This window comes from Aeromonas sp. 602658 (assembly GCF_049173005.1).
Classification (GTDB): domain Bacteria; phylum Pseudomonadota; class Gammaproteobacteria; order Enterobacterales; family Aeromonadaceae; genus Aeromonas; species Aeromonas veronii_A.
The window spans coordinates 133,282-149,505 of record NZ_JAAKRF010000005.1; the positions used below are offsets into that span (position 1 = coordinate 133,282).

The following is a 16,224-nucleotide window of genomic DNA, read 5'->3' on the forward strand; positions in this document are numbered from 1 at the left end:
CTTGATCCCGCAGGCTGGCGGGCTCGTATCTGCCACTCAGGACAACATTGGCAGATGGTGAAATCCATCATGTACTCACAAGGGGGCTGAGATGAGTGAAGGTATCGTCGTGATTGGCGCTTCTGGCGGGATCGGGGCGGCTCTGGTGACACACTGGTTGGCGGCGGGTGTCGGGCCAGTGATTGCCATCAGTCGTCAGCCCGCACCAGCAGGGGCCTCTTCGCCGGCCCTGCACTGGCTATGTTGTGACTACAGCGATGAGCAGATGACAGAAGTGGTGGCCCGCATCGCGGAGTTGGCGCCGAAACCGCATCGGGTGGTGATCTGCAACGGCATCCTGCATCAGGGGGAGATCCAGCCAGAGAAGCGGCTCGAAGCAATCAATCTCGATGCCATGACCCGCCTCTACCAGACCAACGCCTTGCTGCCGCTGCGCTGGATCAGCCAGTTGTTACCGCTGTTTGGCCGCGAGCCTTGCACTCTGGCCGTTCTCAGCGCCCGGGTCGGCAGCATTGGTGACAACCGAGCGGGCGGCTGGTATGGCTATCGCGCATCCAAGGCCGCCCTCAACATGCTGCTCAAGTGTGCCGCCATCGAGCTGGCCCGACGGGCCCCCGGCGTCAAATTGCTGGCCTTCCATCCCGGCACAGTGGATACACAACTCTCTCGCCCGTTTCACGCCAATGTACCGGCGGGAAATGTGCAGAGTCCCGAGCTGGTAGCCGACCATCTGATTAACCTGATGAACCGGCTGCAACCGGATGGCGAGCTGAGCTTTCTCGACTGGCAGGGCAAACCTATCGAGTGGTAGAGGAGATCAGGAGACGCGCCAGCAGCGCCCGCAAACTCTTGATCACGGCGGGCTTGCCCGCCAGTTGCAACCTAGCAGCCAGCGCCCCCCACTCTGCGTATTGCCAGATGGTGGCAATCAGCAGATAACGCTCTTCAGGAGTCAGTGAACCCAGCACAGCCAGATGGCGTGCCAGCCACAGCTGCAAGCTGGATTGGCTCAGTTCGAACGGCTTGTGATGCAGGGCAAAGCACTCAACCTCATCGCGCTCGAACTCGTCAAGCTCAGCCGCGGTGACGGTGCTGCCTTGCAGGCATTGCCATACCAGCTCGGGCTCCAATCCTTTCAGCTCGCCCGCCAGCAGGGTCGGCAACTGGCGAATGAAACGCTGCTGCCACTGATCCAACTCGGGCTCATGTTCGGGTTTCAGCGCCTTTAGCAGCAGGGCTGCGTGGCAGCCGCTGGCGGCATCCCGTTGCAGGCCGATGCGCAGCACCGTCAGTCCTGCCTTGCGCCAGAAGGGGAGCAGGTCGGCGCTGGCCGAAAAAGCCGAGCCAAGGTAATCGATCCCCGCCTGACGATAATGTTCTTCAAGCCTGCCAAGCAGCAGCGACCCCAGACCGTGCCGGTGCAGCTCGGGATGGATGGCGATACGCATCACCCGGGCGTAGCTGCGCCCCCCCGCCGTTTTGAAACCGGCGTGGGCCAGCAACGACTGGGGCAGCAGATGGCCGCGCGGACGGCGACGCCCGGCCCAGATCGCCTCGGCCAGCTCGGGTTCTATTCCCCCTTCCCGCGCCACCAAGGCCACTCCCAGCAGGCTCGCATCCTGCTCCAGCAGATGGATGTCGAGATCCGGGCTCTCCAGCAGGGATCTGAGATCGCTCGGCGTAGTCTGGTAGTGAGCCAGCACCAGCAAGCCGAACAGCTGGTTGAGCAACGTCTCATCGCTCTCCAGCGCCTCCTGACTGACCAGACGCCAGCTCGGGCTGGTCGGCGACATAGGCGCCGCCACTTCGGCATTGAGGCCGAGCAGGCGGAAAATCAGCGGCTCCAGCGGATCACGCTCACTCCAGCGAATGGGCTCAGAGAGGCGGATCTCCTGCCACTCCGGGGTCTGGCTATCGAGCACCCGCTTGAAGCGCAGGTGAAAACCGCGCCCCGTCCCCTCGTAACCGTGCTCGGTGGTGGCAAACACGATGCGGCTGTGGCGGGCCAGCATGGCCTCGAGCAGCGGGGTCGGAATGGCGGCCGCTTCATCCACCAGCAGCAGATCGGGATTCATCGCCTCGTGCACCAGCCGATCCGGCGAGCAGTAGCTCAGTCCGGTCAGCTGTTCCGGCGTAGTATCTAGCCCGCGAGCGGCGTGGGCAAACAGGGTCGCTACCGTTGCCTGCGAGGGGGCCGTCACCACTATGTTCAGCGAGGGTTGCTGGCGCAGCAGCTCGGCGGCAGCCAGCCCCAGCAGCGCACTCTTGCCTCGGCCGCGGTCGGCGCTCAGCACCAGTGGCCGACGACGATGGCCGTGCAACACCTTGTGGATGGCGGGCAGTGCCCGTGTCTGATCGCAGCTCAGCCTGCGTTCGGGCCCAATCGGTTGCCACGGCTGCGAGCAAACCGGCGGCTCCAGAGAGAGGGCAGGATCCCCCGCCAGCAACCGCACCAGCCGGGCGATAAAGCCGTGACCGGCCCGGCTCACCTCCTCCGGCTGGGCCACCAGCCGGATCCGGTCAGGATCCGGCCATGCAGGCCACTGTGTTCTGGGTGGGGTCAGCAGCAACAGCAAGCCACCGGCGCATAGAGTACCTGCCAGCGCCCCGAAGGCGTCGGGGTGAAAGCCGCTAAAGGCATTGAATACCAGCGTGTCGCACTCCTGGCCGAGCCGCTGCAGCGCCTTGGCGGCGGGTTGCGGAGCATAATGCTCGGGCCCGACGCCCAGCCAAAAGACTGTCTCGCCGAGCAAGGGTTGAGCGCGGGCAATGCAGTCGGCCTCCTCCCCCTCCAACCAGATCAGGCGCCGCTCACCGGCGCGGGCCAGCGCCTCGCGCAGCAGGGGGACCTCTTGTAGAGTCATGAAGCTTGGCTGTCAGCCGGTTTGCGGGGCTCGAACATGCGATCTCCCATCTGATCGATAAAGGTGTGAGCCTTTTGCACCATGAAACGCTCGGCATCGGCCGGATTGGCAAACAGATCGGAGCGGATGAAGCGGTGGGTCAGCAGTACGCCGTCCAGCTCCTTGGTGATGCGGCCAGCCAACCGATACTGACCCCCTTCCGCCATGGGCTCCGGATAGATGAGATAGCCGGCATATTCGGTGGGAGTGACTTCCGGCGCCTTGGTCGGCTCGCCCCCGAACAGGGCGCTGAACAGTTTCTTGAGCATGGTGATCTCCTCTGGTTGCCAGCATTGTCCCCAAGGGGTTGCACAGTGGCAAGCAGGGGATCTTATTACCAATGGTTATTTGCACTACGAACCATTCTCATTTAGATTTCATCTCATTCCACAAGAGGTGATCATCATGTACGTCTGTTTGTGCCGCGGCATCACAGATACCCAGATCCGCAAAGCGGTGCAGTCAGGTAAAAGCGAATTCCGCCAGCTCAAGCAGTCGCTCGAGGTGGGCGCCCAATGTGGCAAATGCGTGCGCATGACCATGGAGATTATCGCCGCCGAGCTCGACAAGATGGAGCAGGAGCAACCCGTGCTCTACTACGAAGTGGCCTGATCCGGACACCTCCTTTCTGATGCGACCCGCCAACAGGGTCACCCCTTTTCTCAGGCGAGCTGGCTCGCCAGACCTCTTGTTGTCACTTTTCTGGACTAAGCTCTAACGATCGAAGCCTCAGGCACGAACCAAGGAGCACTGTCGATGAAAGGAGATCCCAAGATCATTGCCCACCTCAACAAGGTACTGGCCAATGAGCTGATTGCCATCAACCAATACTTCCTGCATGCCCGCATCTACGATGACTGGGGCCTCAAGGCGCTCGGGCACAAGGAGTATCACGAGTCTATCGATGAGATGAAACACGCCGACGAACTGGTCAAGCGGGTGCTGTTTCTGGAAGGGCTGCCCAATTTGCAGGATCTGGGCAAGCTGCGCATCGGCGAGACCGTCGAAGAGATGTTGCGCTGCGACCTCTCGCTGGAGATGGATGCCATCCCAGACCTCAAGGTAGCCATCGCCTACGCCGAGTCGGTGCAGGACTACATCAGCCGCGACCTGTTCCAGGAGATCCTGGAGGATGAGGAGGAGCATGTGGACTGGCTGGAGACCCAGCTCGATCTTATCGATCGCATCGGGCTGGAGAACTACCAGCAGTCGCAACTGCACCACGGCTCCTGAGCCAGCAGGCCAGCAAGCAAAGAGACCCGCCAGCGCGGGTCTCTTCATTTGAGCAGCCATGACCCGAAAACTTTTCGACAGGATCACAGTTAATACGCCCGACGCAGCATCTGTCATGGCTTTCGATTAGGATACGACTCTCTGCCAATAACAATGCTACGGACGATTTCCATGGAACAGATTGCACGCGAGATGGCGCCCCACAAACGGGTGGCACTGGTGGCTCACGACAACATGAAGACCCCTCTGCTGAACTGGGTGATGCGCCGCAAGGAGGAGCTCAAGCTCCACCATCTCTATGCGACCGGCACCACCGGCACCATGCTCGGCAAGCAGGCACAACTGCCCATCACCTGCCTCTTCTCCGGCCCCATGGGGGGTGACCAGCAGCTCGGCGCCCTGATCGCCGAAGGGAAGATCGACGTGCTGATCTTCTTCTGGGATCCCCTCAATGCGGTGCCGCACGATCCGGACGTGAAGGCGTTGCTGCGGCTGGCTGCGGTGTGGAACATCCCAGTCGCCACCAACGAGGCGACCGCCGATTTCATCATGGACAGCCCCCATATGCGGCAGGCATTCAGCGTACAGATCCCGGATTACGCCGGTTATCTGAAGGCGCGCACCGAGTGATCGGCTAACCCGTCATGCAAGAGGGCCGCTACAAGCGGCCCTCTTTAATTGGGAAAATGAATCAGCCAGGGACACACACCGGCGCCGGCTTATAGCGCGCGGGCGAGAATGCGAGCCACCCGATCCGGGTCGATATCCTGCTGCTCACCGAGCGCGGTGCGCCCCACCCGCTTGAGGTTAGAGCAGACCGCCGGAATGCAACTTTCGCTGAGGCCATAGTCAGCCAGCCGGGTACCCAATCCCATCTTCTGGAAGAACTGCTCGGTACGGATGATCGCCTCTTCGATGCGCAGGGCCTTGTCCTCGCGGGTCGAATGCCACACCCGCTCGGCAAACTGGGCCAGCTTGTCCTGCTTCTGGCTCGCCCGCTCACGCAGCAGTGAGGGGAGCACCACCGCCAGACTCTGGCCATGATCCAGCCCGTAGAGCGCCGTCAGCTGATGGCCGATGGCGTGAGAGGCCCAATCCTGCGGCACTCCGCAACCGATAAGCCCGTTGAGCGCCAGACTGGCGGCCCACATCAGATTGGCCCGTACCTGATAGTTGGTCGGCTCCGCCAGCGCCCTGGGGCCGTTCTCCACCAGCACCTGCAGCAAACCTTCCGCCAGCCGATCCTGTACCTCGCCTCCCACCGGAAAGGTGAGGTACTGCTCGGCAATATGGACGAAGGCATCCACCACCCCGTTGCCGGTCTGACGGGCAGGCAGGCTGTAGGTGGTCGCCGGATCGAGCACCGAAAATTGCGGCTGTACCAGCGGGCTTCTGAAGGAGATCTTCACATCTCCCCGGCTCACCACCGAGGTGGGATTGCTCTCGGATCCGGTGGCGGGCAGGGTCAGCACGCAGCCCATCGGCAGCGCCTGGTGCACACTCGCCTGTTTACCGCAGATATCCCAGGGATCATCCCCCTCGTAGCAGGCGGCCGCCGCGACAAACTTGGTGCCATCCACTACCGAGCCGCCGCCGACGGCTAGCAAGAAGTCGATGCGATCGCGTTTAACCTGCGCCACCGCCTCCATCAACAGCTCGTATCTGGGGTTGGCGCCGATGCCGGAAAACTCCTGCCACGTCACCCCTTCCAGGGCCCGGGTCAGCTGCTCATAGACGCCGTTTTGCTTGATGCTGCCTCCGCCATAGAGCACCAGCAGCCGGCTGCCGGGCGGGATCAGTTCGGGCAGGCTGGCGATCTGCCCCTCGCCGAAACAGATACGGGTCGGATTGGCATATTGGAAGTTGTACACGGCGGACTCCTCGACTGGCTCAATGCGCGGACATTGTGCGCCTGTGGGGAGGTGAGGTCAAAAGAGGTGGCAGAAGCTTGCCCATCGGCGGTCGACACTGGCCCATCAGTGCCGACCGGGTAGATCTCAGAACAGCGGCAGGATCAGGCAGTTTTGGCCTCATCTTTGGATGAGCTCTTCTTGCCGGTCAGGCGATCCATTGCCTCTTTCAGCATCGCCTCTCGCTGCTCGTTGAGCGGCTTGCTCTGCTCCGCCCGCTCTTCCGGCGTCAGCTTCTTGTTATCGGCGATGGTCTTGAGCTTCTCTTCGATCTCGTTGAACTTCTTGCGATCGAAACCAAGCGCCTTGTCCACCAGCTGCTGCACCACGCCCCCCTTGTCGGAGCTCATATCCAGCGCCGGTGGCAACTTGTTGTTCTTGGCCAGATGTTCGTAGGTCAGCACCTGCTGGGCCTGGCCGGTCATGCGCTGGGTGGAGAGGCTGACCATCTCCTCCCAGCCACCGCCCTGACCGCCGCTACTGGCACTGTTGAGGGTAGCGAGGGCACGGTTGTTGGATGCGCTCTGGGCAAGCTGCTGGCTGTAGGGTTTGATATCCATGGGGGCTCCAATTCAGTGCGCATCTGCGGCAATGGGCACAGGCTGATCCGGTCACATGGGGCGTCAGGCCCCACCATTATCAATTAAACCAGCAAGTTACAGGCCAACTTGTCATATGTTGCAAGATCCCGCGCTATGGCGGATCTCACCACGCCCCACACGCAAGGCTGGCGTCAGAATCATGACTCATCTGCTGCCGGCTCTCGCTGTTTTGGCACATTTCGCCGTCCACGCGCCACGACGCCAGAGAAAAGTCAGGAACAGCAGCTCGATCACAAAACAAACAACCACTCAGGAATACAATTTTGGCGCACATCACAACCAGCCAGCCTTGTCATGGATGATCTGTTCGAAAAACCAATAACAGGCAGACCAATCTGCCGTGCTCACTCCGCTGCCAGTTCGGAGCTGCAGCCTCCCCACACCTCATCCCCTCGTCTGACTCTCACTCACCGCAACCCTTCGGGTACACCTATGAAAAAACACACCTTGAGTCTTCTCTCTGCCACCCTGCTCACCCTGCTTGGCACCAGTGCCGACGCCTGTACCGGCCTTATCGTCGGCAAGGGGGCCAGTACCGATGGCAGCGTGATGATCGCCAGAAACGAGGATTTTGGCGTCAACAACTGGAACAAGTACCTCGCCTTCCGGCCTGCGCAGCAGAACGAGGGCAAGGTCTGGAAGCTGGGCAACGGACTGGAAGTGCCGATGCCAAAGGCGTTTTTCGCCTACTCCGCCATTCGTGACTGGGATGCCACAGCCAGCGACCCGGACGGCAAGTATTACGAGGAGCGCGGCATCAACGAGTTCAACGTCGCCATTTCGGCCACCACCAGTGCCGAGGTCAACGACAAGGCCCAAAAAGCCGATCCGCTGATCGAGAAGGGAGTGATTGAAGCCATCATCCCCACCCTGATCCTGCCGCAGGCCAAGACGGCCAAAGAGGGAGTCGAGCTGCTTGGCCGCTATGTGGAGCAATATGGCGCCGGTGAGGGCAACAGCCTCTATCTGGCGGATGTGAACGAGGCCTGGCTGATGGAGATCGGCTCCGGCCACCACTGGATCGCGGTGCGGGTGCCGGACGACAGCTACGCCATGGTGGCCAACGGCCTGCGCATCCACGGCGTCAATCTCGACAGCGCCGATGTGCTGCACTCGCCCAAGCTGCTGGAGTTCGTACGCGAACACAAACTGCTGGATAACGCCGACCCGAAAGAGTTCAACTTCGCCAAGGCGTTCGGGGTCATCGCTGACCCGTATAACGTGGATCGGGAGTGGCTCGGCCAGAAAATGCTGACCGCCAGCCATCCGCAGCCGACCCGGCAGGCGCAATATCCGCTGTTTATGAAGCCGGATGCCCCCATCGCCGTGCCGGACGTGGCCAGGCTGCTGAGCGCCACCTATGACGGTACGCCGCTGGCGGGCAAGGCGGAGCGGCCGATCCGCATCGATCGCCAGCTGGAATCCCACGTCATCCAGCTGCGCAAGGAGATGCCCAAAGAGCTGCAGGGATTGATCTGGCAGAGCTACGGCGTGCTGGCCGAATCTGTGATGGTGCCGCTCTACAACACCCTGGAATCCTACCCCCTGCCCTATCGCACCGGCAGCGACAGCTACTCCGATGACTCTGCCTACTGGCAGTTCCGCAGCCTGACCGCGCTGGCCAGCGCCGATCCGGACAAGTACCTGCCGCTGCTGCGCGGCGTCTGGAGCAAGGAGAGCAGCAAGCTTTACAAGGAGGTGGCCCTGCTCGACAAGAGCCTGAAGCAGGCCTATGCCAGCGACAAGGCTACCGCCATCGGGCTGGCCGCCGACTACTCCTATGGCCAGCTGGAGCAGACCTATCAGATGGCCAAAGAGCTGCGCTACAAGCTGATGACGGATCTCACCAAGCGCACCGAGCAGAAGTATTCGCCGGAGGAGTTCAAGAAGATCATGAGCCTGTAATCGGCTCGCCAACGCAAAGAGGCTCCCACGGGAGCCTCTTTTATTTCGTCAGCTGCCGCCATCAGCGACGGCTGATATTGAGCGGGCCGAAGGTCTGCGCCACCGGCATGATCTCGATGCTGTTGATGTTGACGTGGGCCGGTTGCTGGCTGATCCAGAGCACGGTATTGGCGATATCTTCCGGCTGGATCGCCTCCACCCCCTGATAGACGGTGGCCGCCTTGGCATCGTCACCGTGGAAGCGCACGTTGGAAAACTCGGTGCCGCCGCACAGGCCCGGCTCCACGTTGGTGACGCGGATGGCGGTGCCCGCCAGATCGGCGCGCAAGTTGAGGCTGAACTGCTTCACGAACGCCTTAGTGGCGCCGTAGACATTGCCGCCCGGATAGGGGTAGGTGCCGGCGATGGAGCCGATGTTGATGACGTGGCCACGATTGCGCGCCACCATCCCCGGCAGCAGCAATCGGGTGAGCAGGGTCAGACCGCTGATGTTGGTGGCGATCATCTGCTCCCAGTCTTCCAGATCCGCCTTGTGGGCCGGCTCCAGCCCCAGCGCCAGACCGGCGTTGTTGACCAGCAGCTCCACCTCGCTCCACTCGGCCGGCAGAGCGGCGATGGCAGCGCGGGTGGCCGCCTTGTCCTGCACGTCGAACACCAGCGGCAGGAACTGCTCGCCCAGCTCGTCAGCCAGCGCAGCCAGCCGCTCGGCACGGCGACCGGTACCGATCACCTTGTAGCCTGCCTGCACCAGCTGACGGCTGATGGACTCACCAAACCCGGACGAGGCGCCCGTTACCATTGCAATCATCTGAACCTCCATTATCTCAACCGATATTGTTATTTATGTTGTTGAAACCAATCTGATTTATTCATCGCTCAATTCACGTCCGGTCGCCTTGCGCCAGACAAATACCACCAGATGGAGCAGCAACAAGCCCGAGCCACCCAGCGCAAACAACAGGCCGGTGAGGGCGTTGACCGAGGTGTCGGCACCGCACCACCACCAGACCAGCCAGCCACTCAGACCAATGATGAAGGTCTGGATGGCACAGATCGGGCAGCGCCCCAGCTTTGCCCTGATGGCGGTGGCGAGACAGTTGTCGCAGCTCATCCTGCTCCTCGATTCTGCTCGTGCAACATGATCAGTTGGCCTGTGAAGATGGCTTGCGTGCCTGAGAGCGAGCCACTCTGCGCCGCTCACGCTCATCGTCGCTCACCAGCGGCAGCACCAGTCGGTGGGCGTGCTGGTCGCGGCCATAGTAGTTCGCCAGCCGCTGCTGGGGACGAAATCCCAATCCCTGATAGAGCGCCAGCGCCTCTTCGTTGGCATCAGCCACCTCCAGCCGGATCGCCCCCCAGCCAGCGGCCTTGCCCTCGCGGATCACCTGCTCCAGCAGACGGCGGGCCCAGCCCAGACGGCGCACCGTCCAGCGGATGGCAAGCGCCTGAATGACCAGCCGATCCCAGCCTCTGTGCTCAAGCAGGCAGAGATAGCCCATCAGCTGATGTTTCTCGTCCAGCAGCAACAGGGTGCGCCCCTTGGCATGGGCCAGCAGATAGTGCCAGCGGCTGCGGCCAAAGGCGACTTCAGGGGGAAAACAGTAGCGTTCCAGATTAACGATGGCGCCCAGATCATCGGTTCGGGCCGCACGTACGGTCAACACGGGGAGTCCTTGTTCGGTTATTTATCCTCAGCACCAAAAATGCGACTTGTATCACAAGTTACCAAGGCGTCATATTAGGCACTGTAACCTCTTGTTTCCCCTCGCGCCATTGTCGTGCTTGTCGGTGCATCGAAGCCCACTGGGGATCCTGCCTGTTCAGGCAGTCTGATCTGTGGAGCCGAAAATATGAGTACCTATGTCATCGTCGAAGAGCTGGGCGACTGGCCTTGCCATGCCGATTATCTGCTGACCGCCCGCACCTATCTGCAACATGGCGTGCCGACCACCGGCGGCCGACCCCGCATCATCAACCTCTGCCGCAATCTCGAGCACCTGAGCGCAGGCTACTACTGCTCGCTGCTGGCCCAGGCCCGCGGCCACCACTGCCTGCCGGGTTTGCAGGCCATCAGCCGGCTGCAACCCCAGCAGCCACCGGCCAAACTGTGGCGCAAGGCACAAGGGTGGCTGGCCCAGCAGAGCGAGGATCGGATCCGGGTACGTGCCATCTTCGGCCAGTGTGAACAGAGCGAGCTGGCGGGGCTGGCGCGCTATTACTATGGCCTCAGCCAGTTGCCGCTGCAGGAGCTGACCCTCAAGCGCGGTCGCCACGGCTGGTCGGTGCGCCAGCAGCAGAGCCTGTCACCACTGGCGCTGAGCCCAAGCGAGAAAGAGTTGATGCTGCACCACGCCCAGGCGCTGGTGGGGGCCGGCGACGAGGAGCAGGCAGCGCCGCTCTACCAGCTCGCCATTCTGGTCGACCCCGATGATGGCCGTGCCAGCAGTGACGGGCTGGCGCTGGAGCGCTTTATCCGGGCTGCTGCCGCCCAAGGCATCCGGGCCGAGATCCTGCCACCGTCGGCCATCGAGCGGCTGCCGGAGTTCGACACCCTCTGGCTGCGTGCCGAAACCGCAGTCGGCCACTACACCTTCGAATTTGCCCACCGTGCCGAGCAGCTCAAGATGCCGGTGATCGATAGCTCCCGCGCCATCCTCGCCTGCAGCAACAAACTCTATCTCTACGAGCTGATGGTGCGCAGCGGCGTGCCCATGCCGCCCACCATGGTGGTGACCCGCCGCGGCCGCCACCATGTGGACGAGCTGGTACAGCGGCTCGGCCTGCCGCTGATGGTGAAGGTACCCGACGGGGCACAGGGGCGCGATCTCGCCATGGCCAGCGACGAGCAACAGCTGGCCCGCCTGCTGGACGAGGGGCTGGGCCGCTCCGCCCTGCTCTTGGTGCAGAGCCGGATCCCCGCCGAGTTCGACTGGCGCATCGGCTTTCTCGACGGCTCGCCGCTGTTCGCCTGCCGCCGTTACCGGCCCGAACCGGGCAACCGCATCCGCCGCCGCAAGCACCCCCTCGACATGAGCCGCATCGAGGCGCTGCCGCTTAACGAGGTGCCGGAGCGGGTACTGCAGACCGCTCGCCGTGCAGTGCATCAGCTCGGCAATGGCCTCTACGGGCTCGATTTGCGCCAGCAAGGGCGTGACTGCGTGCTGCTGGAGATCGTCGACAACCCCTGGATCCGCGGTGATATCGAAGACAAGGAGGCGCAGGATCTCTACGAGAGACTGGCCCGCGCCTTCCGCCAGCGGCTGGAAAACCGGGGCCAGACCACCGCATAACCCGCCATGACTTTGTCGCCCACAATGACAGAGAGGGCCCCGCGATGGGGCCCTCTCTCATATCAAAGCGTGCTGTGGCTGACTTATTGCAGACGCAGGAAACGCCCGCTCAAGGGCGGTATCTCCACCGTCACGCTGCTGCCGCCGATGGCCAGACTCTCGCCGCTTTGCAGATCCACCAGCGCGCTACCGCTGCGCAGTTTTCCCGTCGGCAGGTTGTAGCTGAGCGCCGTGGTGGAGAGGTTGAGCAGGTAGACTATCTGCTCGCCTGCCGTCTGCTTGATGTCACCATAGAGGCTGCCCTCGGCCACCAGTTTGACTCGCTCTCCCTGATAGAGGGCGGGGTGGACGGTGCGCATCGCCAGCAGCTGGGCGAGCCACTCTTTCAACTCGGCCTGTTCGCTACCCGGCACAAAACCGGTGACAGCGGGCACCTTGCCGTCGCTGCGGGCCACATGATCGTCGCACAAGCCCTGCGCCGCACAGTCACCGCTGACCTTGGCAGCAAAACCCGGCACCTCGTCGCCAAACTCCTCGCCATAGTAGAAAGTAATCGGGCCGGAGCGAGCAGCCATAAAGCTGAAGGCCGCCTTGTGGCGCTGCCAGTACTCGGTCGACTTGAAATTGCCACGCTCCAGCAGATCACCGAAACGCACCAGATCGTGGTTGCCCAGCATCAGATTCGGCATGGCGTGGTTCGGGTAGTTCTCCACCTTGTTCCAGCTGGCGTCAAGTACGCTGGCCCCCTGCCCGCCCTTGCCGGACTCCTCCACCGCCAGCGCCTGCACGATGCCGTAGCGTAGCGGGAAGTCGAACGCAGATGAAAGTGCCGGATTGTCGCTGCTGCCGTAAGCCTGGGCGCGAATGTCGTCAGCCCCCTTCCACACCTCGCCCACCATGTAGCCGAGGGTGCCCCACTGCTGCCCTGCCGCCTTGCGCGTTGCGCTGGCCTGCTCCACCTCGCTGCGAATGGCGCGCCAATCATCCAGCCCAAGCTGATAGGCCTGATCGAGGCGCCAGCCGTCGATGCCGTACTGCTCGACCCAGTAGCGGGCGACCTCCTTGAAGTAGGCGAGGCTCTCCGGCTTGCTGTAATCCACCAGCTGGCCGGGATAACCCGCACCGCCGCTGGTGAGGGCTGGCAGACGCCCCTCTGGCGAGGGCTTGCTCACCCCCACCTTGTTGACGTGGCCAAACACCCCGTCGAGGAAGACGTAGAGGCCGCGCTGATGCGCTGCATCCACCAGCTGTTTGAGCTTGGCATTGCTGCCAAAGTTGGGATCCACGGTAAAAAAGTCGCAGGCGAAGTAGCCGGTGGCATCGAGCTTGTTATCGCCGCCTTGCCCCGCGCAGGAGTCGAACACCGGGGTGAGCCAGATGGCGTTGACGTTGAGACTCTTGATGTGGTCGAGACTATCGATGATCCCCTGCAGATCGCCGTTGTGCTCGGAGGGGCCATAGCCGACGCCGTAGTTGGTGCTGCCGTCACCATCGGCAAACGACTCCACCATCACCTGATAGATGCGCAGGTTGCAGGCGGGTTGATCGTCGCCATAGCAGGCACGACTGGCCGTGGCGACCGGAGGGTGGGTGACCGGCGGATTGACGACGGGGGGAGGGCTCTCCCCTCCTGAACTACCGCTGCCGCCGCAAGCCGCAAGTAACAGGGCGGCCCCGAGCAGGCCGCCATAGCGTAACGTTCCCTGTTTCATTGTTATGTTCCCGCTGTGAGAGCAGGCGTCTGATACGCCTGTTTTTCACCATGATAGCGATGCTCACACAGCGGTGTCTGTGACTGAAAACGTTATCTGACTCAACTGGTTAGAGCACACCGGCCGAGGCAAAGCGGTAGTTGACCGAGAGCCAGTAGGAACGACCCGGCTCGGGGATGCGGCCGCTCTGCTCGTAGCCCAGCCCGGCCTGACTGCTGTGGACCGACTTGGAGAGGTGCTCGTAGTAGAAGGTGTCGAACAGGTTGTCCACCCCGGCCGAAAGCTGCCACCCCTTGGCAAACTGCCAGGCGCCGCTCAGGTTCATGGTGAAGAAGCCCGGGGTCTCCCCCTGATCCTGACCGGCGACCGTGCCGGAGCCCACATCCACCCGATCCTGCGCCGCCACGGCGCGCCCCAGCAGGGTGAAACTCAGCGCTTCGTCCGGCTGCCAGCCCAGCGCCAGTTTGCCATCAAGCGGCGGCATCTGGGCCAGCGGCTTGTTGTCGCTCTGGTTTTCGCCGTAGACCACCGCCATACCACCATCGAGACGCCACTGCTCGGAAAACTGCCAGCGCCCTTCCAACTCGCCACCCCGGGTCTGGGCATCGATATTGCGCACCTTGTTCGACTTGCTGTTGTAGAGCAGGTAGTCCTTGATGTCGGCGCTAAAGATAGAGAGGGTCAGGTCCAGCTCGCGACTGCGCAAAGCCAGCCCCGCATCCCACTGGCGACTGCGCTCCGGGTTGAGGGTGAACGGGGTGCTGTCCTTGCTGCGCTCCCAGTAGTCCGGCGCCCGCTCTGCCTGCCCCCAGGCCAGATAGCTGGACCAGCGGGGCGACCACTGGTACTCGTAGCGGCCAAACCCGCTGTTCAGGGTCAGGGTATCGCTGTAAAGGGTCTGTTCACCGGCGCCATAACGGGTGGTCTCGACCCTATCCTGACGATAACCTCCCTTGTAGCTGTGAGCCCCCTGCTGACGACCCAGTTCGGCGAAGCCGCCCTGCTGCTCGAAACGCAGGGTGCGTTGGCGATCCTTGGTGGCATAGTCGACCCCACTCCGACTGCGGTGCTGATCCCGGTTGCTGTCGAGCCCGGCGGTCAGCAGCCAGTCGGCAGGCAGGGCGATATCGTTGGCCCAGCGCCCGCCGGTATTGCGGCGATCCGGGTTGGAGAGCATCTTCATGCCGCTGTTTTGCCGCAGGCTGAAGTTGTCCATGATGTGGTCTATGTAGTTGTCCCACAGGGTCAGCTCGCTGCGCTGCCAGTGAGTGGTGATCTGCTCCTGCTTGAGCTTCAGCCCGAAGGATTCGCGATCAAACATGGGGCCATCCATGGTGCGGTCCGCATAGGCGGCACGGGCATTGCTGCGTTCGGCGGTGAGTTCCAGCCAGGTGTGCTCCCCCGGCGTCCAGCCCAGCTGGGCGGTCCCGTTCTCGCGGCGATAGAAAGATCGCACCTCGTTGCCGTGACCATCGCGGTAATCGTCGCTATCGGAGTGGGTGAACTGACCGCGCAGATAGCCATCGGTCGAACCCGCCGTCATATCCACCATCTGGTCATCGCGGCCAAAACTGCCATAGAGGGCCGAGGCATCGGCCTTGAGACCCGGCGCGGTGAACTCGGGCCTGTCCCGCTCGAACAGCACGGTTCCCGCCAAGGTAGCACCCAGCTCGAGGGATTGCGGCCCCTTCAGCACCCGGATCCGGTCAAAGGATTGGGGGAACACATAGGCGGTGGGCGGGTCCATCCGGCCACCACACCCACCGGCCAGCATGCCGCCATCCATCTGCACGTTGAGGCGGGACATCCCCATCCCCCGCAGCACAGGGTCGCCACCGAGCCCCCCTTTGCGCACCATGCTCATGCCGGTGACATTCTTCAGATAACCGGCGCCGTCGGCAGCGGGCATGGGGGAACCGGGCTTCTTGGGATCCAGTGTCACCTCCAGGGTGCTGGCGGGGCGGGTTGCCACCACCACCATGGGATCCAGCTGTTGCACCGATTCCTGACCGGCAGCGCCGTGACAGGCGAGCCCGCCCACCAGCAGGGCAAGAGGTGTGCGCATATGACAAGCCATACATTTTCCTTATGTATTTGTTTGTTCTGTTATTTTCATTCAACCAACCAAACATTTCAGCAAGGGAAAGGTTTGCCGTCAGGCCGCAAAAAAGGCCTGCGGCGCGAAAGCGGCAAGCCTCTGTCAGGTGAAGCGAAGGCAAGTTGGCAAAATGTTGCGCAGGTTTTACCCAAGTTGGCTCAGAAAGGCAAACGGGCAAACATTCCAGCAACAGGAATCTGGCGTTGGCTCACAAAAAATGGGGATTAGCTGAAGGCTTCCCGCTCATCGATGGGAGAGATGAGGTGATAGACCTCATGGGCGGATAGCGTGCAGCCAACAGGCCACTCCAGCTGGTGGTGACGGTTGATGAAGACCCGGGCGCAGTGACGCTCGCTCTCCAGCTTTGCAAACAGCGGCTGGGTTCGCCAGGGGGTCAGATCCAGCACCCCCGTGGTGCCATCCGATAACACCAGAAACAGGCGCCATCCCCGCACATACTCGACATCGATAAAGACCGGCATCCCTTCGGCTCCGATTGAGATAATTCGCGGCAATTATAAACACCAACTCCCCATCCATACACGCTGTGGCTCACATTTTACCCAGCAGA

The 16,224-nt window shown here is 62.2% G+C and carries 17 protein-coding genes; 7 read left to right on the forward strand and 10 right to left on the reverse strand.

The genetic code is table 11. The features are described 5' to 3' along the window. The first annotated feature begins 91 nt into the window (after positions 1-91). Positions 92-811: an SDR family NAD(P)-dependent oxidoreductase gene (locus tag G5253_RS07060; protein ID WP_421202987.1), complete on the forward strand. Its 720-nt coding sequence runs from the start codon at positions 92-94 to the stop codon at positions 809-811. On the opposite strand, the gene G5253_RS07065 is transcribed toward G5253_RS07060, so the two are convergent. Both G5253_RS07065 and G5253_RS07070 read right to left on the reverse strand, forming a co-directional pair. Further along, positions 798-2,864, reverse strand: coding sequence for a tRNA(Met) cytidine acetyltransferase TmcA (locus G5253_RS07065; protein WP_421202988.1), 2,067 nt, complete (start codon positions 2,862-2,864; stop codon positions 798-800). The genes G5253_RS07060 and G5253_RS07065 overlap by 14 nt on opposite strands. Further along, complete coding sequence (locus tag G5253_RS07070) at positions 2,861-3,172, reverse strand: HlyU family transcriptional regulator (RefSeq protein WP_151285844.1); 312 nt, start codon at positions 3,170-3,172, stop codon at positions 2,861-2,863. Before G5253_RS07070 ends, G5253_RS07065 begins: the two co-directional genes overlap by 4 nt. Positions 3,173-3,308: 136 nt before the next feature. On the opposite strand from G5253_RS07070, the gene G5253_RS07075 reads away from it, so the two are divergent. The 3 genes from G5253_RS07075 to G5253_RS07085 all read left to right on the forward strand — a co-directional run bounded on the left by G5253_RS07075 (position 3,309) and on the right by G5253_RS07085 (position 4,766). Next, positions 3,309-3,515, forward strand: a complete 207-nt coding sequence (locus G5253_RS07075; protein ID WP_005335965.1) for a bacterioferritin-associated ferredoxin — start codon at positions 3,309-3,311, stop codon at positions 3,513-3,515. A gap of 144 nt (positions 3,516-3,659) precedes the next feature. After that, positions 3,660-4,136 carry a bacterioferritin gene (bfr, locus tag G5253_RS07080; protein ID WP_005354959.1) on the forward strand — a complete coding sequence of 159 codons (477 nt, stop codon included), beginning with the start codon at positions 3,660-3,662 and terminating at the stop codon, positions 4,134-4,136. A 171-nt stretch (positions 4,137-4,307) separates the two neighbouring features. Then, positions 4,308-4,766 carry a methylglyoxal synthase gene (locus tag G5253_RS07085; protein ID WP_005354960.1) on the forward strand — a complete coding sequence of 153 codons (459 nt, stop codon included), beginning with the start codon at positions 4,308-4,310 and terminating at the stop codon, positions 4,764-4,766. A gap of 89 nt (positions 4,767-4,855) precedes the next feature. Here G5253_RS07085 and G5253_RS07090 read toward each other — a convergent pair whose 3' ends face one another. Then, complete coding sequence (locus tag G5253_RS07090) at positions 4,856-6,007, reverse strand: iron-containing alcohol dehydrogenase (RefSeq protein ID WP_421202992.1); 1,152 nt, start codon at positions 6,005-6,007, stop codon at positions 4,856-4,858. A gap of 143 nt (positions 6,008-6,150) precedes the next feature. Further along, entirely contained in the window at positions 6,151-6,606 is a 456-nt protein-coding gene (locus G5253_RS07095; RefSeq protein ID WP_019446593.1) for a hypothetical protein, read from the reverse strand. Between the two features lie 474 nt (positions 6,607-7,080). Here G5253_RS07095 and G5253_RS07100 point away from each other — a divergent pair, with 474 nt between their 5' ends. Then, a complete protein-coding gene (locus G5253_RS07100) occupies positions 7,081-8,553 on the forward strand; it encodes a C69 family dipeptidase (RefSeq protein ID WP_421202994.1) in 1,473 nt (490 codons plus the stop codon). A 61-nt stretch (positions 8,554-8,614) separates the two neighbouring features. On the opposite strand, the gene G5253_RS07105 is transcribed toward G5253_RS07100, so the two are convergent. Genes G5253_RS07105 through G5253_RS07115 form a run of 3 tightly spaced genes read right to left on the reverse strand, consistent with a single transcriptional unit; the run spans position 8,615 to position 10,217 of the window. Then, the gene (locus G5253_RS07105) at positions 8,615-9,361 is read right to left on the reverse strand and encodes an SDR family oxidoreductase (RefSeq protein ID WP_421202996.1); all 747 of its coding nucleotides are present in this window, start codon (positions 9,359-9,361) and stop codon (positions 8,615-8,617) included. 57 nt (positions 9,362-9,418) lie between these two features. Further along, a complete protein-coding gene (locus tag G5253_RS07110; RefSeq protein WP_421202998.1) occupies positions 9,419-9,664 on the reverse strand; it encodes a DUF3624 family protein in 246 nt (81 codons plus the stop codon). A gap of 31 nt (positions 9,665-9,695) precedes the next feature. Then, complete coding sequence (locus G5253_RS07115) at positions 9,696-10,217, reverse strand: GNAT family N-acetyltransferase (RefSeq protein WP_421202999.1); 522 nt, start codon at positions 10,215-10,217, stop codon at positions 9,696-9,698. Between the two features lie 186 nt (positions 10,218-10,403). On the opposite strand from G5253_RS07115, the gene G5253_RS07120 reads away from it, so the two are divergent. After that, positions 10,404-11,843 carry a RimK family protein gene (locus G5253_RS07120; RefSeq protein WP_043826000.1) on the forward strand — a complete coding sequence of 480 codons (1,440 nt, stop codon included), beginning with the start codon at positions 10,404-10,406 and terminating at the stop codon, positions 11,841-11,843. 83 nt (positions 11,844-11,926) lie between these two features. Here the strand turns inward: G5253_RS07120 and G5253_RS07125 are convergent, their stop codons facing one another. Next, positions 11,927-13,555: an alpha-amylase family protein gene (locus G5253_RS07125; protein WP_266134722.1), complete on the reverse strand. Its 1,629-nt coding sequence runs from the start codon at positions 13,553-13,555 to the stop codon at positions 11,927-11,929. Between the two features lie 109 nt (positions 13,556-13,664). Further along, the gene (locus G5253_RS07130) at positions 13,665-15,632 is read right to left on the reverse strand and encodes a TonB-dependent copper receptor (RefSeq protein ID WP_266134721.1); all 1,968 of its coding nucleotides are present in this window, start codon (positions 15,630-15,632) and stop codon (positions 13,665-13,667) included. On the opposite strand from G5253_RS07130, the gene G5253_RS07135 reads away from it, so the two are divergent. Continuing rightward, positions 15,621-15,881 carry a hypothetical protein gene (locus G5253_RS07135; RefSeq protein WP_127006022.1) on the forward strand — a complete coding sequence of 87 codons (261 nt, stop codon included), beginning with the start codon at positions 15,621-15,623 and terminating at the stop codon, positions 15,879-15,881. The two genes, G5253_RS07130 and G5253_RS07135, sit on opposite strands and share 12 nt — an antisense overlap. Here G5253_RS07135 and G5253_RS07140 read toward each other — a convergent pair. Further along, positions 15,878-16,135, reverse strand: a complete 258-nt coding sequence (locus tag G5253_RS07140) for a DUF2442 domain-containing protein (RefSeq protein WP_005335997.1) — start codon at positions 16,133-16,135, stop codon at positions 15,878-15,880. The genes G5253_RS07135 and G5253_RS07140 overlap by 4 nt on opposite strands. Positions 16,136-16,224 lie beyond the last annotated feature (89 nt).

Excerpts from the sequence above, each read along its gene's own strand:
- G5253_RS07060 (WP_421202987.1), top strand. The coding sequence starts at position 92 with ATGAGTGAAGGTATCGTCGTGATTGGCGCTTCTGGCGGGATCGGGGCG.
- G5253_RS07065 (WP_421202988.1), bottom strand. The coding sequence starts at position 2,864 with ATGACTCTACAAGAGGTCCCCCTGCTGCGCGAGGCGCTGGCCCGCGCC.
- G5253_RS07070 (WP_151285844.1), bottom strand. The coding sequence starts at position 3,172 with ATGCTCAAGAAACTGTTCAGCGCCCTGTTCGGGGGCGAGCCGACCAAG.
- G5253_RS07075 (WP_005335965.1), top strand. The coding sequence starts at position 3,309 with ATGTACGTCTGTTTGTGCCGCGGCATCACAGATACCCAGATCCGCAAA.
- bfr (WP_005354959.1), top strand. The coding sequence starts at position 3,660 with ATGAAAGGAGATCCCAAGATCATTGCCCACCTCAACAAGGTACTGGCC.
- G5253_RS07085 (WP_005354960.1), top strand. The coding sequence starts at position 4,308 with ATGGAACAGATTGCACGCGAGATGGCGCCCCACAAACGGGTGGCACTG.
- G5253_RS07095 (WP_019446593.1), bottom strand. The coding sequence starts at position 6,606 with ATGGATATCAAACCCTACAGCCAGCAGCTTGCCCAGAGCGCATCCAAC.
- G5253_RS07100 (WP_421202994.1), top strand. The coding sequence starts at position 7,081 with ATGAAAAAACACACCTTGAGTCTTCTCTCTGCCACCCTGCTCACCCTG.
- G5253_RS07105 (WP_421202996.1), bottom strand. The coding sequence starts at position 9,361 with ATGATTGCAATGGTAACGGGCGCCTCGTCCGGGTTTGGTGAGTCCATC.
- G5253_RS07110 (WP_421202998.1), bottom strand. The coding sequence starts at position 9,664 with ATGAGCTGCGACAACTGTCTCGCCACCGCCATCAGGGCAAAGCTGGGG.
- G5253_RS07120 (WP_043826000.1), top strand. The coding sequence starts at position 10,404 with ATGAGTACCTATGTCATCGTCGAAGAGCTGGGCGACTGGCCTTGCCAT.
- G5253_RS07125 (WP_266134722.1), bottom strand. The coding sequence starts at position 13,555 with ATGAAACAGGGAACGTTACGCTATGGCGGCCTGCTCGGGGCCGCCCTG.
- G5253_RS07135 (WP_127006022.1), top strand. The coding sequence starts at position 15,621 with ATGACAAGCCATACATTTTCCTTATGTATTTGTTTGTTCTGTTATTTT.
- G5253_RS07130 (WP_266134721.1), bottom strand. The coding sequence starts at position 15,632 with ATGGCTTGTCATATGCGCACACCTCTTGCCCTGCTGGTGGGCGGGCTC.
- G5253_RS07140 (WP_005335997.1), bottom strand. The coding sequence starts at position 16,135 with ATGCCGGTCTTTATCGATGTCGAGTATGTGCGGGGATGGCGCCTGTTT.